14 protein-coding genes are annotated in these 15,727 nt (G+C 72.6%); 5 read left to right on the top strand and 9 right to left on the bottom strand.

The window, feature by feature from the left end; genetic code table 11:
* Positions 1–2: 2 nt before the first annotated feature.
* The 5 genes from M503_RS0113780 to M503_RS0113760 form a co-directional block, all read right to left on the bottom strand.
* Positions 3–623, bottom strand: a complete 621-nt coding sequence (locus M503_RS0113780; protein ID WP_028918767.1) for a DUF2894 domain-containing protein — start codon at positions 621–623, stop codon at positions 3–5.
* Positions 613–1,278 (bottom strand): OmpA family protein, encoded by a 666-nt coding sequence (locus M503_RS0113775; RefSeq protein ID WP_028918768.1) that lies wholly within the window; start codon positions 1,276–1,278, stop codon positions 613–615. The genes M503_RS0113780 and M503_RS0113775 overlap by 11 nt, the downstream gene beginning before the upstream one ends.
* The gene (locus tag M503_RS0113770) at positions 1,275–3,608 is read right to left on the bottom strand and encodes a DUF802 domain-containing protein (RefSeq protein WP_028918769.1); all 2,334 of its coding nucleotides are present in this window, start codon (positions 3,606–3,608) and stop codon (positions 1,275–1,277) included. Before M503_RS0113770 ends, M503_RS0113775 begins: the two co-directional genes overlap by 4 nt.
* Positions 3,605–4,282 (bottom strand): DUF3348 domain-containing protein, encoded by a 678-nt coding sequence (locus M503_RS0113765; protein WP_028918770.1) that lies wholly within the window; start codon positions 4,280–4,282, stop codon positions 3,605–3,607. The genes M503_RS0113770 and M503_RS0113765 overlap by 4 nt, the downstream gene beginning before the upstream one ends.
* A gap of 94 nt (positions 4,283–4,376) precedes the next feature.
* Complete coding sequence (locus tag M503_RS0113760) at positions 4,377–5,618, bottom strand: alginate export family protein (protein WP_028918771.1); 1,242 nt, start codon at positions 5,616–5,618, stop codon at positions 4,377–4,379.
* Positions 5,619–5,791: 173 nt separating this feature from the next.
* On the opposite strand from M503_RS0113760, the gene M503_RS16575 reads away from it, so the two are divergent.
* The 4 genes from M503_RS16575 (at position 5,792) to ubiT (ending at position 8,686) form a co-directional block, all read left to right on the top strand.
* Positions 5,792–6,070 (top strand): DUF2249 domain-containing protein, encoded by a 279-nt coding sequence (locus tag M503_RS16575; RefSeq protein ID WP_051414638.1) that lies wholly within the window; start codon positions 5,792–5,794, stop codon positions 6,068–6,070.
* A complete protein-coding gene (locus M503_RS17660; protein ID WP_028918772.1) occupies positions 6,067–7,335 on the top strand; it encodes a hypothetical protein in 1,269 nt (422 codons plus the stop codon). Before M503_RS16575 ends, M503_RS17660 begins: the two co-directional genes overlap by 4 nt.
* A complete protein-coding gene (locus M503_RS17655) occupies positions 7,332–7,748 on the top strand; it encodes a putative zinc-binding protein (protein ID WP_051414637.1) in 417 nt (138 codons plus the stop codon). Before M503_RS17660 ends, M503_RS17655 begins: the two co-directional genes overlap by 4 nt.
* A gap of 89 nt (positions 7,749–7,837) precedes the next feature.
* On the top strand, positions 7,838–8,686 hold the full coding sequence (ubiT, locus tag M503_RS16925; protein WP_081721062.1) for a ubiquinone anaerobic biosynthesis accessory factor UbiT: 849 nt from the start codon (positions 7,838–7,840) through the stop codon (positions 8,684–8,686).
* Between the two features lie 16 nt (positions 8,687–8,702).
* Here ubiT and M503_RS0113735 read toward each other — a convergent pair whose 3' ends face one another.
* The 4 genes from M503_RS0113735 to M503_RS0113720 form a co-directional block, all read right to left on the bottom strand.
* On the bottom strand, positions 8,703–9,590 hold the full coding sequence (locus tag M503_RS0113735; protein WP_028918774.1) for a U32 family peptidase: 888 nt from the start codon (positions 9,588–9,590) through the stop codon (positions 8,703–8,705).
* A 20-nt stretch (positions 9,591–9,610) separates the two neighbouring features.
* Complete coding sequence (gene ubiU, locus M503_RS0113730) at positions 9,611–10,609, bottom strand: ubiquinone anaerobic biosynthesis protein UbiU (protein ID WP_028918775.1); 999 nt, start codon at positions 10,607–10,609, stop codon at positions 9,611–9,613.
* Between the two features lie 54 nt (positions 10,610–10,663).
* Complete coding sequence (locus tag M503_RS0113725) at positions 10,664–12,148, bottom strand: UbiD family decarboxylase (RefSeq protein ID WP_028918776.1); 1,485 nt, start codon at positions 12,146–12,148, stop codon at positions 10,664–10,666.
* A gap of 189 nt (positions 12,149–12,337) precedes the next feature.
* Positions 12,338–14,323: a TonB-dependent copper receptor gene (locus tag M503_RS0113720; protein WP_428992207.1), complete on the bottom strand. Its 1,986-nt coding sequence runs from the start codon at positions 14,321–14,323 to the stop codon at positions 12,338–12,340.
* 316 nt (positions 14,324–14,639) lie between these two features.
* Here M503_RS0113720 and nirK point away from each other — a divergent pair, with 316 nt between their 5' ends.
* Entirely contained in the window at positions 14,640–15,713 is a 1,074-nt protein-coding gene (gene nirK, locus M503_RS16565) for a copper-containing nitrite reductase (protein ID WP_037061499.1), read from the top strand.
* Positions 15,714–15,727 lie beyond the last annotated feature (14 nt).

Genomic DNA, 15,727 nt, shown 5'->3' with positions numbered 1-15,727 from the left:
GCCTACTCGCTGCGCTTGCGCCTGCGCGGCTTTGCGGGCCTGGCCGGCTTGCGCGCGGACTCGCGCAGGGTCGGCGAGGCCTCCGGCATCGCCGCGGCGCACAGCCGCTCCAGCGAGGCCAGTGCGTCGGCGTAGGCGACGAAGTGGCGCAGGTAGTCCGGGCACTGCGCGCGCATGGTCGCCATCGCGCGGTGGGCGAGGCGTCCGGAGTTCAGCGGACCGGCGTCGGTCGGTTCCTCGGCCAGCGCATGGCGCACCTGGCCGGCGGTGCGCAGGCGTCCCCACAAGCCGCGCAGCGCATCGAGCATCGGCACGTCCGGGTAGGCCGGGTTCATCTCGGCCGAGCGCCGGGTGATTTCCTGCGCAAGCACGGCCAGCGGCCCTGCGGCCGCTGGGTTACCCGCGGCACCACCTTCGCGCGCCTGCGCGGAAAGACCGGCGGCGTAGGCCTCGACCAGCGCGGCCAGGCGCTGCTCCAGCAGTTCGCGCGCCTTGCCCTCGTGGGCCTGCACGCGCGCCGCCAGCGCCTGCATCCGCGCGAAACGCAGCGGATCGAGGCGGTCGGCGCCCTGCTCGCGCCAGGCCGCCAGCCGGTCGCCGGCGCGGGCGCCATCAGCGGCCATCGCCGTCCCTGCGCTCCACGCCATCCTTGCCGCGCGCCGGACGCGGCATCGGCGCGATCTCCACGCGGCGGTTCCTGGCGCGGCCGGCCTCGCTGTCGTTCGGGCTGACCGGCTGCTGCGCGCCGAACGCGGCGGCGAACACCGAATCGGCCGGCACGCCTTCGGCGACCAGGGTGCGGGTCACGGTCAGCGCGCGCTGCGCGGACAGCTCCCAGTTGTCGGCGAAGCGGCGGTTGCCGTCGCGCACCGGGCGATCGTCGGTGAAGCCGCTGACCATCAGGATCTGGTCGCGCGCGGCCAGGTAGCCGGCCAGCGGCGCGGCGAGGCTGCGCAGCAGTTCCTCGCCTTCCGGCTGCAGCTGGTCGGAGTTGAGCGCGAACAGCACGTTGCCGCGGATCCCGATGCGGCCGTCGACCAGGGTCACCCGGCCGCTGGCCAGCGGACCGGCCAGCGCCTGCTCCAGCGCCTGGCGCTGCTGCGCCTCGGCTTCGCGGCGCGCGACCTCCTCGTCCAGGCGCAGCGCCAGCTCGCCCTGCACCGCGATCACGCCGACCAGGACCAGCACGAACGCGCCCAGCAGCACCGCCATCAGGTCGCCGAACGCCGCCCACACCGGCGTGCCGAGTTCGGCCTGGCCTTCGCTCTCCAGGCTCATGCGGCCTCGGCCCCTTCGGCGCGGGTGTCATCGATGCGCTGCAGGTCGGCGGCGATCTGGCGCTGCGCCATCAGGCTCAGGTCCACGACCTCGCGCGCCTGGGCCACGTAGTAGGCCAGCTGTTCGTCGCTGCGCGCGGCCGAGCGTTCCAGCGCGGCCTCGATCTGCTGCAGGCGCTCGCCCAGTTCGCTGCTGGACTGGCCGAACAGCTGCACCGCGGTGGCGAAGGCCTCGCCGAGGCTGGCGACGTCGGCGGCGCCGGCAGCGACCTGCGCGGCGGCGGTTTCCAGCTTGCCGGCCTCGGCCTGCACGTGTTCGCCGAAACGTTCGCCGACGCGCTCGAGCAGTTCGGCCGAGGTCGACAGCAGTGCGTCGATCGCGCCGCGCTGCTCGGTGGAGGCGTGGTTCACCGCGTCCAGCAGGGTCTGCAGCGTGGCCATCAGCTGGTTGCGTTCCTCGAGCATGGCGGTGTCGCGGACCATGCTGTCGGACAGCTGCTGGCGCAGCTCGCCGATGACTTCGGCGGCCGCGCGCGGCGCCTCGGCGGCGGCCTGCAGCAGCTGCGCGATCTCCGCGACGGTGTCGCGCGCCTGTGCCTGTGCCTGCGCGGTGATGCCGGCGGCGGTGGCAGCCAACGCGTCGCAGATCGCCTGCTGGCGTTCGGAGGCATGCGTGGCCGCCGCGGTCCAGGCCTCGCGCAGGCCGGCGCCGGTTTCGGCCAGCTGCGCGTTCCAGGCCTGCAGGCGCTGCGCGTCCTGCTCGGCCAGCGCCTGCTGCAGGCGCTCGTGCGAACGGTCCACGCTCTCGACCAGCGCGCCGGCCTGCTCGCCGAAACCGGCGGTCGCCCGTGCCCAGGCCTCGCCATTGCGCTCGACCAGCGCCGCGTGCGCCTGCTCCTGGCGCTGCAGCGCCTGTTCCCAGGCCTCGGCCATGTGCACGGCGTTGCCGTCCAGGCGCTCGCCCAGCTCGCCCAGCAGCTGCAGCGAGCGCTGCTCGAAGGCGGCATTGAAGCGTTCCAGCGCGGCCTGCAGATTGCCGGCCAGCGCTTCGTTGGCCTGCTGCTGGCTGTCGATCGCGGCGCGCCAGCTCTCGGCGGCGGCCTTGGTGGCGCTGGCGAAGCCGGCGGACAGGCCGTCGAGCTGGCGCTGCACCGCTTCGCCCACCATCGCCTGGGTGGAGGCGGCTTCGCGCGCCAGTCCGGCCAGGGTCGCCTCGACCACCGGCTGCAGCGCGGCACCGGCCGCGCGCGCGCTTTCGGCGACGCCGGCCTGCAGCGATTCCTGCAGCGACGCGGCCCAGCGCGACTGCGCTTCCTCGCTGCGGGCGTGGAAGCCGGCCTGCGCGGCGAGCAGGCGTTCGCCGCTGGCAGCATGCTGCTTCTCGATCGATTCGGCCAGGGCCTGCAGCGAAGCGGTCCAGCGCGACTGCGACTCCTCGCCGCGCGCATGGAACGCGCCCTGCGCGGCCAGCAGCTGTTCGCCGGCGGCGGCCTGCTGCTTTTCCAGCGAGGCGGCCAGCGACTGCAGCGACTCGACCCAGCGCGCCTGCGACGCTTCGGTACGCGCATGGAACTCGGCCTGGCTGGCGAGCAGACGTTCGCCGCCAGCGGCGTGCTGGCGTTCGATCGCTTCGGCCAGGCCCTGCAGGCGTTCGACCAGGGCCGGCAGCATCGCGCCCTGCTCCTGCTGCAGGCGCAGCGCTTCCTCGCGCTGCCAGGCGCGCGAATGCACGCGCAGCGTGGTGGCCGCTTCCACGTCCAGCTGCTGCACCACCTGCGCGCGCTCGCGCTGGCCCAGCGCCGACAGCAGGCCCAGCACCGCCGAGGCGGCGACGCCGGCGATCGAGGTGCCGAAGGCGAAGCCCAGGCCCTTCACCGGCGCGGCCAGCGAGCCACGGATCGCGTCCAGGTCGGCGGCCGCCTCCAGCGCCAGGCCGGTGCCGCGCAGGGTGACCATCATCCCCAGCAGGGTGCCGAGCATGCCCAGCAGCACCAGCAAGCCGACCAGGTACGGAGTCAGCGCCGGCGCCGGCAGCGCCACCCGCTCGCCCTCGATGCGCAGGCGCACCGCGTTGCGGATCGCCGGCTGCAGGCGGCCGAGCCAGCCGCCGAGGTCGCTGCGCGCGGCGTCGGCGTCGGCCAGCGCGGTCGCCAGCGAAGCGGTGGCCTGGCGGTAGCGGCGCAGCTCCAGCGCGCCGGCGAGGAAGCCGGCGGCGATCACCAGGATCACGGCGGCGCCCAGCGGATGGGTGGACAGGTGGCTGGCGCCGGTCCAGGCGAGGACCGCCAGGCCGGCAAGGAACAGGACGAGATACGGCAGGTTTCTGGTCATGGGGTCCGGGGGGTGCGAAGCGCCGCGAGCAGCGCGTCGATCGGTTGGAAACGGATGTCGAGCTCGGCCAGGAGCACGTCCTGCATGTCGCGGCGGAACACCTGCAGCCAGGCGCGGCCGCCGCCGGCGGCGACGGCGCCCTGCTGCAGGCGCTCGAAGTGGCCGCCCAGCAGCGCCGGCAGCTTCGCCAGCAGGGCGTGCTCACGCGGGCCGAGGACCTGCTCCATCACCGCGTCCACCTCGGCCAGGCGGGCCAGCGCCGGCGAGGCGGCGAGCATGTCGCGCAGCTGGCCACGCAGGCGCCCGGTGGCGGCGAGCATGGCCCGCTGCCGGGCCTGGTAGTGGCTGCGGAACGGGGCGTAGTCCAGCGGCGCGGCCTCGTCGGCCGGGGCCTCCGGGCCGGCGTCGCCGGTGATGGACTCGGCCAGGCTGGCGCGCAGGCGGGCGCAGGCCTCGTCCTCGGCGGCGTCGAACGCCGGGGCGTCCTCCGGCGGCGCGGGCACGCGACCGTCCAGCGCGCCGGACAGGGCCACGGCACGGTTCCAGTCGATCTGCTGGCCCAGCCAGGCCGAGAGGGGCTGGCCCATCGGCGGTGGCTCGGTCCCGGCGATCCGCGCCAGCAGGCGCACGAAAGCGGGGCCCGGGGTGGGCGTCCTGTGCTGCGAAATAGCCAACTACCACTCGAAAACCGGTCATTTTACATGACCGGCCGGGTCGCCCCGGCCCCGCGGTCCGGGCCGTTGGGCGGCCGTTCCTGCCCCCCGGGACTCAGTAGCTGTATTGCAGCTGCAGCCAGACCTTGGCGGTGTCGACGGTCCGGGCTGCGTCGTCGCTGCGGTAGCGGGCCAGCTTGAGCAGCCCGGCCAGACCCTTCACGCCCGGGACCGGGTGCGTCCAGGACAGGTCCAGCTCGCGCCCGTAGCGACCGCCGCCGCGCTCGGGGACGAAGTCGTGGTACCAGGCCTGCAGGCTGCCGCCGGCCAGCGGCGCGGCGACGCCGGCGTAGCGGTCGTCCACGCCCTGCGCCGGGGTGGTCAGGAATACGTCCGCCCAGCCCTGGAAGGCATGGCGGGTCGCCAGCGGAGTCTGGAAGGCACGGTTGCCCTCGCCCTGCCCGCCACCCAGCGACTCCAGGCCGGCCTTGAGCACGAGGCCGCCGTCGAAGGCGTAGCCCAGCTCGGCCAGCGCGTAGCGGCTGTGCAGCCGCCACGGGTTGCCGGCCAGTTCGCGTTGGCGGGCGTATTCGGCGGCGTAGCTCCACGGCCCCCGCCGGCCTTCCAGGCGCAGGCCGCTGGTGCGGCTGTCCAGCGTGCCCAGTGGCGCCGTCGCGGTGACCGCCATGTCGTCCAGCTCGACGCGGTAGTGGTAGGCGACCAGCTTCGCCTGCGGCGCCAGCTCCAGCGCGGCGCGCAGCAGGTGGCTGTCGCCGCCGCTGTCGGACGGGTTGGCGCGAGTGGATGTGGGGCTGTCGGAGGGGCCGAACACGGTGTCGAAGCCGCCGACCCAGGCGTAGTCGAGTGCCACGCGGGGGCTGGCGGCCAGCTGCAGGTACACGCCGTCGAAGGTCTGCTCGTTCTGGCGCCAGGCGCTGCCGCCGACGAACCGCTGGTTGTCGAGGTTGATGCGCTGGCGGCCGAGCGTGGCGGTGGTCGTGGCGGTGGCGTGGCGCAGCAGTGCCTGGTTGATCCCGGCGCCGGCCGGATCGGCGATAACCGGATAGCCGCGGCGTCCGTTGCGGGTGTCGTTGTGGCGGCTGCCGTCCAGCGCGAGCACCGCGTCGGCTTCGGCCAGCGCCGACCAGCCGTGCCACGCCGCGCTGTGCGCGCCGACCCGCACCCGCAAGGTGTCGGCGACGGCATCGCGTTCGAAGCCGGACTGGTCGACGCGTTCGTGGCGGTAGCGCAGGTCCAGCCAGGTGCCGCCGCCATCCCCAGCGGCGGCCAGCGCCGGCAGCGGGGCGAGCAGCACTGCGAGCAGCGGGGCGGACCGGCGTGCGGACTTCCTGGACATCGTTCTCGTGCAGTGCGTGGGGTTACCGGCACGCTAGGCCCGGCGGCGACGGGGCTCCATGACCGGCGTCAAGCGCGTGCCCATTGGCGCGGCGATCGCGACGGACCTGATGCATGTCAATGCGCGGACGCCCGCGCGCTGCGAACGTGCGACCACGCCCCCACGTGACTGCCATGAACGCGCCGCTGGACCTGCGCCACCTGCCGCCACCCGAACCGATGCAGCGCATCCTCGATGCCCTGGAGGCGCTGCCTGCGCACGCCTGCCTGGTGGCGATGACGCCGTTCCGCCCGGGTCCGCTGCTACCACTGCTGGAAGCCCACGGGTGGGCATGGCGCGTCGAGGACCTTGCCGGCGGCGGCGCATGCATCGCGATCGCGCGGCGCGTCGATTCGGCGCTGCTGGAATCGGCGGCGATGCCCGCGACGGATGGCGCCACGGCACGCGCGTGAGCGGCCTCGCTTTCACCCGGGCACCGCCGGCCGCGCGCCCGCTGCGCTTCCTGCTCATCGCGCCGACCTGGGGCATGGTCGCCGGGGTGATGCTGGCGATGGATCCGCATGCGCTTGCCGGTCGCTGGTCTCCATCCACCATCGCCCTGGTGCACGTCTTCACCCTGGGCCTGCTGGGCAACGCGATGCTCGGCAGCCTGCAGCAGTTCCTGCCGGTGGCGGCCGCCACGCCGCTGCGTGGCGCGCGCTGGTTGCCGCTGGCGCACGCGGCGCTGAACCTGGGCCTGGCGCTGTTCGTGCTGGCCTTCCATGGCATGCACGCGCTGCTGCTGCCCGCGGCGCTGCTGCTCGCCACGGCGCTGGGACTGGTGCTGGTTCCGCCGCTCCTGGACCTGTTCCGGCGCGGCGCGCAACGCCTGCTGCGCGCAGGTATCGGCGCGGCATTGCTGGCACTGGCGGCGACCGCGCTGCTCGGCGTGCTGGCGGCCGCGCTGCTGCGCGGCTACGGCACGCTGCCGCTGGACCGCGTGGTGGATGCGCATGCCATGTTCGGTGGCGGCGGCTGGGTGCTGGGGCTGCTGGCCGCGGTCGGCAGCGTGACCGTGCCGATGTTCCAGGGCACGCCGCAGGTCCCGGCGCGCATCCAGCAGGCGTGGATGGCGGCGGCCATCGTCCTGCCGCTGGCGGCTGCGCTGGCGCGGTTGTGCGGAGCGCCAGCGGGCGTGATCGCACTGGCGCTGGCGGTGCAGGCCTGCGCCTTCGCCGGCGCGGTGCTGTGGCTGCAATGGCGCGCGCCACACCGGCGCAACCCCAGCCTGGTGCGGTTCTGGACCGCCGGCTGCGTCGCCCTCGTCCTGGCCGCACTGGCCGCCTGCGCGACGCTGGTCGAGGCCCCGTGGATCGACACAGGCACCGCGGGCATGCTCGCCGGCACGGTCGCGCTCGGCATCGGCGTACCCCTCCTGCTCACCGGCATGCTGCTGGAGATCGTCTCCTTCATCAGCTGGGTCGACCTGCGCGGACGCTGTCCGCGTGGCATGCGTATCCCGCCGGTGGGGCGCCTGCTACCGGAAGAGGACAAGCGCCGCGCGCTGGTCCTGCACCTGGTTGCGGCGCTGCTGCTTCCGGCCGCACTGCTTGGGCCGCGCGCCGCCTTCGCCGCCGGCCTGGTCCTCGCCACCGCGCACGCGGCCACCCTCGCCTGCCTGCTGCGCTGCCTGCGCCGCGCACGCCACTTCCTGCACCACCCGGAGGCTTACCGGTGAAAACCCGACCACCCCTGGTCTACAGCTGTTCCGGCTGCTCGAGTGCCGCGCAGATGGCCAACACCCTGGCGCTGTGGCTCGACCGCGCCGGCGTGGCGGAGATGTCCTGCATCGCCGGCGTCGGTGGTGGCGTGCCCGGCCTGGTGAAGACCGCGCAGGCCGGCCGCCCGATCCTGGCGCTCGATGGCTGCGTGCTGCACTGCGTCTCCGCCTGTCTCGCCCGCGCAGGCGTCCGCGCGGACACCCACCTCACCCTGTCCGATTACGGCGTGCGCAAGCGCCGCCATGCCGACTTCGATCCGGTAGAGGCCGAGCGGATCTACCGCGACGAGGTGCTGCCCGCTGCGTCCTCCCTGGCCGGCGCCGCATGCACTGCCGGTGACGACGCTGCCCCGGATCCAGCGAACGGCTAGCGCCGCCGGTGGTTGCCGCTTGACCTGGGTCAGGTGCCATCGGCATCGCCGTCGCTAGCATCGCCGGTCCCGCCCCCGCTTTCATCGACATGTCCGTACCGGTGTTCCCGCCCGCACGCGACCCGCTGGACGCCCTCGCCTCACGCGGCGTCGCCGGCGCCCGCCACGCCATCGACCACCTGGACGACGCCATGGTGGTGATGGCCGGACTGCGCCGTCGCCTCGTCGGTGTGGTCGCGCACGGCAAACGCGTGGCTGGCCGGCCGCTGCGCGATGGCCAGCGCGAGGCGCACGTGCTGTCCCGCGCGCGCCAGGTGGCCGCACGCGTGGCGGTGCCGGGCGACACCGCCGACGCGCTGATGCGGGTCCTGATCTCCGATGCCTGCCGCCAGCAGGCGCAGTCCGTTCCATCCTCTGGAGTTCCCGCCATGCCGTCGCACCTGATCGAAGCCGGCCGTACCCGGATGCTCGGCCTGCTGCCTCCACCGCGCCGCTGGCAACCGCTGCTGCGCCGACTGCCGCGGGCACTGCATGCGCCGCTGGTGGTGCGCGTGCTGGCGCGGGCGCTGCGCTGCCTCGACCCGGCTTCGCTGGACCTGGTCCGCGGCCGCCGCCTGGGCATCGCGATCGACGACCTCGGCCTGGAATGGGTGCTGTCATGGGATGGCGGGCGCCTGGTTGCCTGCACGGCGCCGGCCGAAGCCACCGTGCGCGGCAGCGCGACCGACCTGCTGTTGCTGGCAAGCCGCCTGGAGGATGCCGACACGCTGTTCTTCCAGCGCCGCCTGGTCCTCACCGGCGATACCGAGCTGGGACTGACCGTGCGCAACCTGCTCGATCGCCTGCCATGGGAAGAACTGCCGCTGGGGCTGCGCATACCACTGCAGCGCAGCAGCCTGCTGCTGCGCGCGGCCCGCGACGCCCATCGCCGCCGCTGAAGGCGGCGGTGCCCGCTCAGGCCGCGGGCACCGCCGGCAGCGCGGCCTTGCCGGGGCCACCGCGCCAGTAGCCGTTGGCGGCACCGCGCCGCTGCACCGGTTCCTGCGCTCCGATCGCGGCGCGGAAGTGCGCGACCACTTCGTCCATGCCGCCGGCCTGCGGCGCCAGCCGCAGCACCTCCACGCCGCTGGCCGCCAGCTCGGCGCATTCGGGCGCCATGTCGACGATCTCCGCACCCTGCACCTGGATGCCGTTGATGGTCATGAACGGTTCGCCCTCGCGCGTGGCCAGCGGCAGGCCGTGGGGATGCTCGATGCAGCGGAAGCCGCACTGGTCCTTCGGCAGGTCCAGCGCACGGGCGGTGAAGCAGCGCGCCGAATACGCCAGCGGCAGCCGGCCCCAGGCGAGCATTTCCAGCGGCGGCATGCGCCCGCCGCTGGCCTCGAGCATCGCGCGGATCTCGTGCAGCAGCAGCTGGCCCTGTTCGACCCCCGGAACCCAGCGCTGCATCCCGTCTTCCTGCAGCATCGCCAGCGCGCGATGGTTGTACACGTTGAGCGAAGGGCCGCCCACGAACGGCACGCCCTGCTCGCGGCACAGCTGGACCGCCGACAGGTCGTTGGCCTCGACCAGGAAGCGGCCGTTGCCGACCAGGCTGCGCAGCACGCCCAGTTCGGACTCGGCCTCGACCAGCGCCAGCGTGGACAGCACCACCTCCTTGCCGGCCGAGGCCAGCTCGTCGGCCAGTGCCAGCCAGTCGGCCGTGCGCAGTTCGCGGCGCTTGCTGCACACGGTCTCGCCCAGGTAGACGATGTCCACCGGCATGGAGGCGACGCGGCCGTAGAAGGCGAGCGTCTGCTCGCGCGGCCAGAAGTACTGCAACGGACCCAGGCTCAGCTTCATGCGTCAGGTTCCTCCGGCACTCAGTGCCAGGCGCGGTGGTAGGGGCCGAGCGTGGTCTGCTGGCCTTCGGCGTGCGCGGACAGGGCCTGCTGCCAGGCATCCTCGGTGGTCCAGCGCTCCGGCGACTCGCGGTAGCGGTCGATGGCCTTGCGCCAGGTGGAGGCCACCGCGCGCACGTAAGCCACACCGCGCTGGCGGCCTTCGATCTTCAGCGCCGCCACGCCGGCCTGGGCCAGCCGCGGCAGCAGCTCCAGCGTGTTGAGGCTGGTCGGTTCCTCGAGCGCGTGGAACACCTCGCCGGCGACGGCGTAACGGCCCTTGCAGACGGTCGGGTAGCCGGCCGGCTCGGCCTCGGCGAAGCGGTCGATCAGAACGCCGTTGAGGCGCACGCTGCGGCTCCTGTCGGCGTGTTCGTCCCAGCGCACGAAATTGGCCGGCGAGCACACGCCGTGGCGGTTGGGCGACTTGCCGGTGACGTAGCTGGACAGCTGGCAGCGGCCTTCGACCATGATGCACAGGCTGCCGAAGGCGAACACCTCCAGCGGCACCGGCGAGGCCTCGCACAGGCGCTCGACCTGTTGTACCGACAGGACCCGTGGCAGCACCGCGCGGGCGATGCCGAAGCGCTCATGGGCGTACTTCAGTGCAGGCGCGGTGGTGGCCGAACCCTGCACCGACAGGTGCCGCGGCAGCTGCGGGTAGTGCCGGCACGCGTAGTCGAGCACGCCCATTTCCGCGGCGATGATCGCGTCCACGCCCAGTTCGGCGGCGTGGTCGACCGCAGCCTGCCAGTGCACCAGGCGGATGCTGTCCGGATAGGTGTTGAGCGCGAGGTAGACTTGGCGGTCCAGCGCATGGGCGTAGGCGATGCCCTGGCGCAGCTCGCGGTCGTCGAAGTTCAGCCCGGGGAAGGCGCGCGCGTTGGTCTGGTCGCGGAAGCCGGCGTAGACCGCGTCGGCCCCGGCGTCGATCGCCGCGCGCAATGCCGGCAGGTTGCCGGCCGGACACACCAGTTGCATCGCACCCCTCCTCTCCCAGGGAAGCGGCCATCCTAGGCGCGCCGGTCGCCGCGCTCATTGATCCATGTCAGGTTCCGATGCACGCGTCAGCCGCGTCCACAGGTCGGCCATGCGCTGCTCGACCCGGGGATCCTGGACGATGGGGCGACCCCATTCGCGCGCGGATTCGGCCGGCCACTTGCGGGTGGCGTCGAGGCCGAGCTTGGAGCCCAGCCCGGACACCGGCGTGGCGAAGTCGAGGTAGTCGATCGGCGTGTTCTCCACCAGCATGCTGTCGCGCGCGGGATCGACGCGCGTGGAGATCGCCCAGACGACCTGGCCCCAGTCGCGCACGTCCACGTCCTCGTCGGTGACGATCACGAACTTGGTGTAGGTGAACTGGCGCAGGTAGGACCAGATGCCCATCATGATCCGGCGCGCATGGCCGGGATACTGCTTGCGGATCGACACCACCGCGATGCGGTACGAGCACGCCTCCGGTGGCAGGTGAAAATCGACGATCTCCGGAAACACCTTGCGCAGGATCGGCACGAAGACCTCGTTGAGCGCCATCGACAGCACCGAGGGCTCGTCCAGCGGCGAGCGTCCCATGTAGCTGCCGTGGTAGATCGCGTCGCGACGCATGCGCATCCGCTCGACGGTCAGGACCGGGAAGGTGCCCTGCGCGTTGTAGTAGCCGGTGTGGTCGCCGAACGGCCCTTCCAGCGCGGTGTCGCCGGGATGGATGAAGCCCTCGAGCAGGATCTCCGCACCCGCCGGTGCGTCCAGCCCGGTGAGTGCGCTGCGCCACAGCCGGGTACGCGAACCGCGCAGCAGGCCGGCGAACTCGTACTCCGACAGCGTGTCCGGCACCGGCGCCACCGCCGCCAGCATCGTCGCCGGGTCGGCACCGATCGCCACCAGCACCGGGAAGGGCCTGTCCGGGAAGGCGTGCTGCCAGGACGCGTAGTCCTGCGCGCCGCCGCGGTGCGCCAGCCAGCGCATGATCACGCGGTTGCGGCCGAGCAGCTGCTGCCGGTAGATCGCCACGTTCTGCCGGGCCTGGTGCACGCCGCGGGTGACCACCAGGCCGAAGGTGATCAGGCGGCCGGCGTCCTCCGGCCAGCAGCGCTGGATCGGCAGTCGTGCCAGGTCGACGTCGCCACCCTCCACCACCTCCTCGTCGAACGCAGCCTCCTCCACGCGCCGCGGCGCCACGTGCGCCAGCTGCGCCAGTTCCGGCCAGCTCTGCAGCGCGTCGCGCAGGCTGGATGGCCAGCGCGGTTCCTTCAGCGACGCCAGCAGCTGGCCGAGCTCGCGCAGCGAAGCCACCGGCCGGTCGCCGATCGCCAGCTCGATCCGGCGGCGGTGTCCGAACAGGTTGCCCAGCAGGGGATGGCGCGACCCGACCGGATTGTGCATCAGCAATGCGGGGCCACCGTCGCGCAAGGCACGCTGGCACAGCGCCGTGCTCTCCAGTTCCGGATCGACCTGGGCATCGGTCTCGAGCAGCTGCCCGTGGCGGGCGAGGTGTTGCAGGAACTGGCGGAGGTCGTGCATGGGAAGCGGCCTGTGGCGGGACTTCCAGACCCTAGGCAAGGCCGCGGTGGCCGACGATGACGCAGGTCAAGCGCAGGCGCGGTGCCGGCCGGCACCGGGCCGGTGCTGCACGGCACGGCAGCACCTCGGCCCGGTCCAGTCCCGGCGATCGACCGGGTGCCGGCGGCGCAGGCCGCCGCCGGCCATCGCTCAGTAGCTGAAGTTGAGCTTCAGCCAGGCTGTGCGCCCCGGCTCGGCGATGCGCTCCGGTTCGGCCGGATAGCCGAAGCCGCTGTTGCCGGCCACGTTGAGGTGCTCGCGGTAGGCGCGGTCGAACAGGTTGTCGATGCCGGCGGTGAGTTGCACGCGTTCGCTGAAGCGGTAGCCACCGTTGAGCGAGAACACCGCGAAGCCCGGGCTCGGGCCGAGGTCGCGGCCGACCACGTTGCCCTGCGCGGTGCTGACCCGGTGCTGCGCCGCGGCCATGCGCAGCAGTGCGCCCCAGGTCCACGCGCCGCGCCCGCCGCCGGCCGACAGCCGCGCCTCCAGCGGCGGCATCTGCGGCAGCGCACCTTCGCCGATGCGGCCCCAGGCGTAGGCGACCACGCCCGACAGCTTCAGCCCCTCGGCTGCCTTCCAGTCCACGCCCAGTTCGCCGCCGGCGATGTCGGCGTCGAGGTTCCGCGCGCGGGTGGTGCTGCCCATCATCCCGCCGGACAGGTAGTCGAACACGATGTAGTCGTCGATGCGGCCGGCGTAGACCGAAGCCCAGGCCTCGACGCCGCCGTGGCGGTACTGCAGGCCGGCATCCAGCTGCGTGGTGCGCTCCGGGCGCACACCGGCGAAGGCGTTGGCCGCGCCATCCGGGCCGCGGCTGGGCGAGAACAGCTCCCAGTAGTCGGGCATGCGCTCGGCGTGGCCGATGCCGGCGTACCAGCCGAAGCTGCCGCCCATGTCGTGCTCGTAGCGGACGAAGCCGCCGGGCAGGGTCTCGCTGCGGCGCTGGCCGGCGGTGGGATTCGGCACCGGCATCATGCCGGTGGTGGTCGCGCGGCGGTCGTCGACCTGCGCGCGGTCCACGCGCAGGCCCGACATCAGGTGGTGCACGTCGTCGATGTGCCAGTGCGATTCGGCGAACACGCCCAGCGTGCGGAAGCGCGCGTCATGCGTCCACGGCTGGTTCTTCCACGCGCCGCGGCCCGAAGCGCTGCGCCGGCGGTGTTCGCTCTGCCTGCCGTCGACGCCGGCGGTCAGTTCCCAGCGGTCCTGCTGCCAGGTCAGCGCCAGGCGCCCGCCCTGGCTGGTGTCGCCGACGTTGCTGGCCATCGGCATCGGCATGCTGCCGGCCGGGTCGGGATCGCGCAGGCTGTAGTTGTCCATCAGGTGGTCGACCTCGTTGCGGTAGACGTTGGCCGCCACCGCGTCGAGCACGCCGCCGATGTGCTTCCTCTCGAACCGCAGGCCCAGGCTTTCGCGGTCGAAGCGGATGCCGTCCATGCCGCGCCCGGCATAGCGTGCCTGCGCGTCGCCGGTGCCGGCGGAAAGCTCCAGCACCGTGTCCTCGTCCGGCGTCCAGCCGACCGCCGCGTCGGTGTTCCACTTGCGCCAGGCCGAAGGCACGCTGCGGCCGTCGCCGTCTCGGTAGTCGTCGGCCTCGGAGCGGTTGCCCGACAGGCGCACGTAGCCGCGCGGCGTGCCGGCGCTGGCGTCGAGGACCTGGTCGTTGCGGTCGTGGCTGCCGGCCAGCAGGCTTCCCTGCGCGCGCACGCCGGGGCGGTCGAAGTACGGGATCTCGCGCTCGAAGCGCACCGTGCCGGCGGAAGCACCGCCGCCCCACAGCACGGTCTGCGGGCCCTTGATCACGGTCAGCCGGTCGTAGGTTTCGGGGGCGATGTACGACATCGCGTTGTCCATGCGCGAGGGACAGGCGCCGCTGAGCGCGCCGTCGTTGGTCAGCAGCGCGATGCGCGAGCCGAACATGCCGCGCAGCACCGGATCGCCGTTGGTGCCGCCGCTGCGCAGGGTGGAGAAACCGGGGATGGTCTTGAGGTAGTCGGCGCCGTCGCTGGCCGGTACCGGCTGGCGCGGCAGCTTCGGATCGGTGACGAAGGTGCTGGCGGCGATCGGCGCCACGCCCAGCACGACCACGCCGTCGAGGTCGGTCACCGCGGCGAGCAGCTCGCCGGCGTCGTGCACGTGTCCGGGTTGCGGTGGGGATTGTGGATCCGCCAGCGCGGGCAGCGGGGCGGCAAGGGCGCCGGCGAGGGCGCAGGCAAGCAGGTTCCTTCTTCTCACGGCTCTGTTCCGTCTGTCTGTTCTCTTCTCGACGGAGCAATTGTCCGCCCGCGCAAGACCACGGGCGTTGGACAAAATGTCCCAACCGGGGGCGCGCTTGACCTTTGTCAAGCGGTCCGCGCAATGACGCAGGGCTCTTGATCCAGGTCAATGAGCACCCTCAGTACGCCGGCGCACGCTTGGCCCGTAGACCACTGACCAAGGAAAGAGAAGCGCCATGAAGAACCGTCACGCCCCCCTTCTCGCCTGTGCGCTGGCCGGCGCCATCGCCGCCGTGTTCGCCGGACAGGCCATCGCCGCCAAGCCCGCCGCCGATGCCGCGCAGCTGCCCGTGATCCAGGCGCAGCTGACCGCGCCGCCGCTGGTGCCGGCCCCGATCACGCGCAAGAGTCCGGCCAAGGTCGTCATCGACCTGGAGATGGTCGAGAAGGAAATGCGCCTGGACGACGGCGTCACCTACAACTTCTGGACCTTCGGCGGCACGGTGCCGGGCAGCTTCATCCGCGTGCGCGAGGGCGACACGGTCGAGTTCAAGCTGAAGAACCACCACAGCTCGCACATGTCGCACAACATCGACCTGCACGCCGTGACCGGCCAGGGCGGTGGCGCCGAGGCCACGTTCACCCTGCCGGGCCGCGAAACGCAGTTCACGTTCAAGGCGCTGAACCCGGGCCTGTACGTGTACCACTGCGCGATGCCGCCGGTCGCGATGCACGTGGCCAACGGCATGTACGGCCTGATCCTGGTCGAGCCGGAGGAAGGCCTGGAGCCGGTGGACAAGGAGTTCTACGTCATGCAGGGCGACTTCTACACGGAAGGCGAGAACGGCGAGAAGGGCCTGCAGGGCTTCAGCCTGGAGAAGGGCATCGACGAGAAGCCGACCTACGTGGTGTTCAACGGTTCGGTCGGCGCGCTCACCGGCGACAACGCGCTGGAGGCCAGGGCCGGCGAGAAGATCCGCATGTTCGTCGGCAACGGCGGCCCCAACCTGGTGTCGAGCTTCCACGTGATCGGCGAGATCTTCGACAAGGTCTACGTCGAGGGCGGCACGAAGTACCAGGAGAACGTGCAGACCACGCTGATCCCGGCCGGCGGCTCGGCCATCGTCGAGTTCACGGCGGACGTGCCCGGCAACTTCGTGCTGGTCGACCACAGCATCTTCCGCGCGTTCCACAAGGGCGCGCTGGGCATCCTGAAGGTCGATGGCGAGGACCGCCCGGAGATCTACAGCCACCAGCAGCACGACATCGAGTACCCGGAAGGCGAGCCGCAGGGCAGCCAGTACAAGTAAGGAGCCGCAGGCAC

It is taken from the genome of Pseudoxanthomonas suwonensis J47, from assembly GCF_000513955.1.
Taxonomy (GTDB): Bacteria; Pseudomonadota; Gammaproteobacteria; order Xanthomonadales; family Xanthomonadaceae; genus Pseudoxanthomonas; species Pseudoxanthomonas suwonensis_C.
The sequence above is the reverse complement of the archived record's forward strand: the minus strand, read 5'-3'. Positions and strand labels throughout refer to the sequence as shown.

What these genes read in the sequence shown, in the direction of transcription:
- M503_RS0113770 (WP_028918769.1), bottom strand. Translation starts at nt 3,608, where the DNA reads ATGACCAGAAACCTGCCGTATCTCGTCCTGTTCCTTGCCGGCCTGGCG.
- ubiU (WP_028918775.1), bottom strand. Translation starts at nt 10,609, where the DNA reads ATGCAACTGGTGTGTCCGGCCGGCAACCTGCCGGCATTGCGCGCGGCG.
- M503_RS0113775 (WP_028918768.1), bottom strand. Translation starts at nt 1,278, where the DNA reads ATGAGCCTGGAGAGCGAAGGCCAGGCCGAACTCGGCACGCCGGTGTGG.
- M503_RS16575 (WP_051414638.1), top strand. Translation starts at nt 5,792, where the DNA reads ATGAACGCGCCGCTGGACCTGCGCCACCTGCCGCCACCCGAACCGATG.
- M503_RS0113780 (WP_028918767.1), bottom strand. Translation starts at nt 623, where the DNA reads ATGGCCGCTGATGGCGCCCGCGCCGGCGACCGGCTGGCGGCCTGGCGC.
- ubiT (WP_081721062.1), top strand. Translation starts at nt 7,838, where the DNA reads ATGTCCGTACCGGTGTTCCCGCCCGCACGCGACCCGCTGGACGCCCTC.
- M503_RS0113735 (WP_028918774.1), bottom strand. Translation starts at nt 9,590, where the DNA reads ATGAAGCTGAGCCTGGGTCCGTTGCAGTACTTCTGGCCGCGCGAGCAG.
- M503_RS0113760 (WP_028918771.1), bottom strand. Translation starts at nt 5,618, where the DNA reads ATGTCCAGGAAGTCCGCACGCCGGTCCGCCCCGCTGCTCGCAGTGCTG.
- M503_RS0113725 (WP_028918776.1), bottom strand. Translation starts at nt 12,148, where the DNA reads ATGCACGACCTCCGCCAGTTCCTGCAACACCTCGCCCGCCACGGGCAG.
- nirK (WP_037061499.1), top strand. Translation starts at nt 14,640, where the DNA reads ATGAAGAACCGTCACGCCCCCCTTCTCGCCTGTGCGCTGGCCGGCGCC.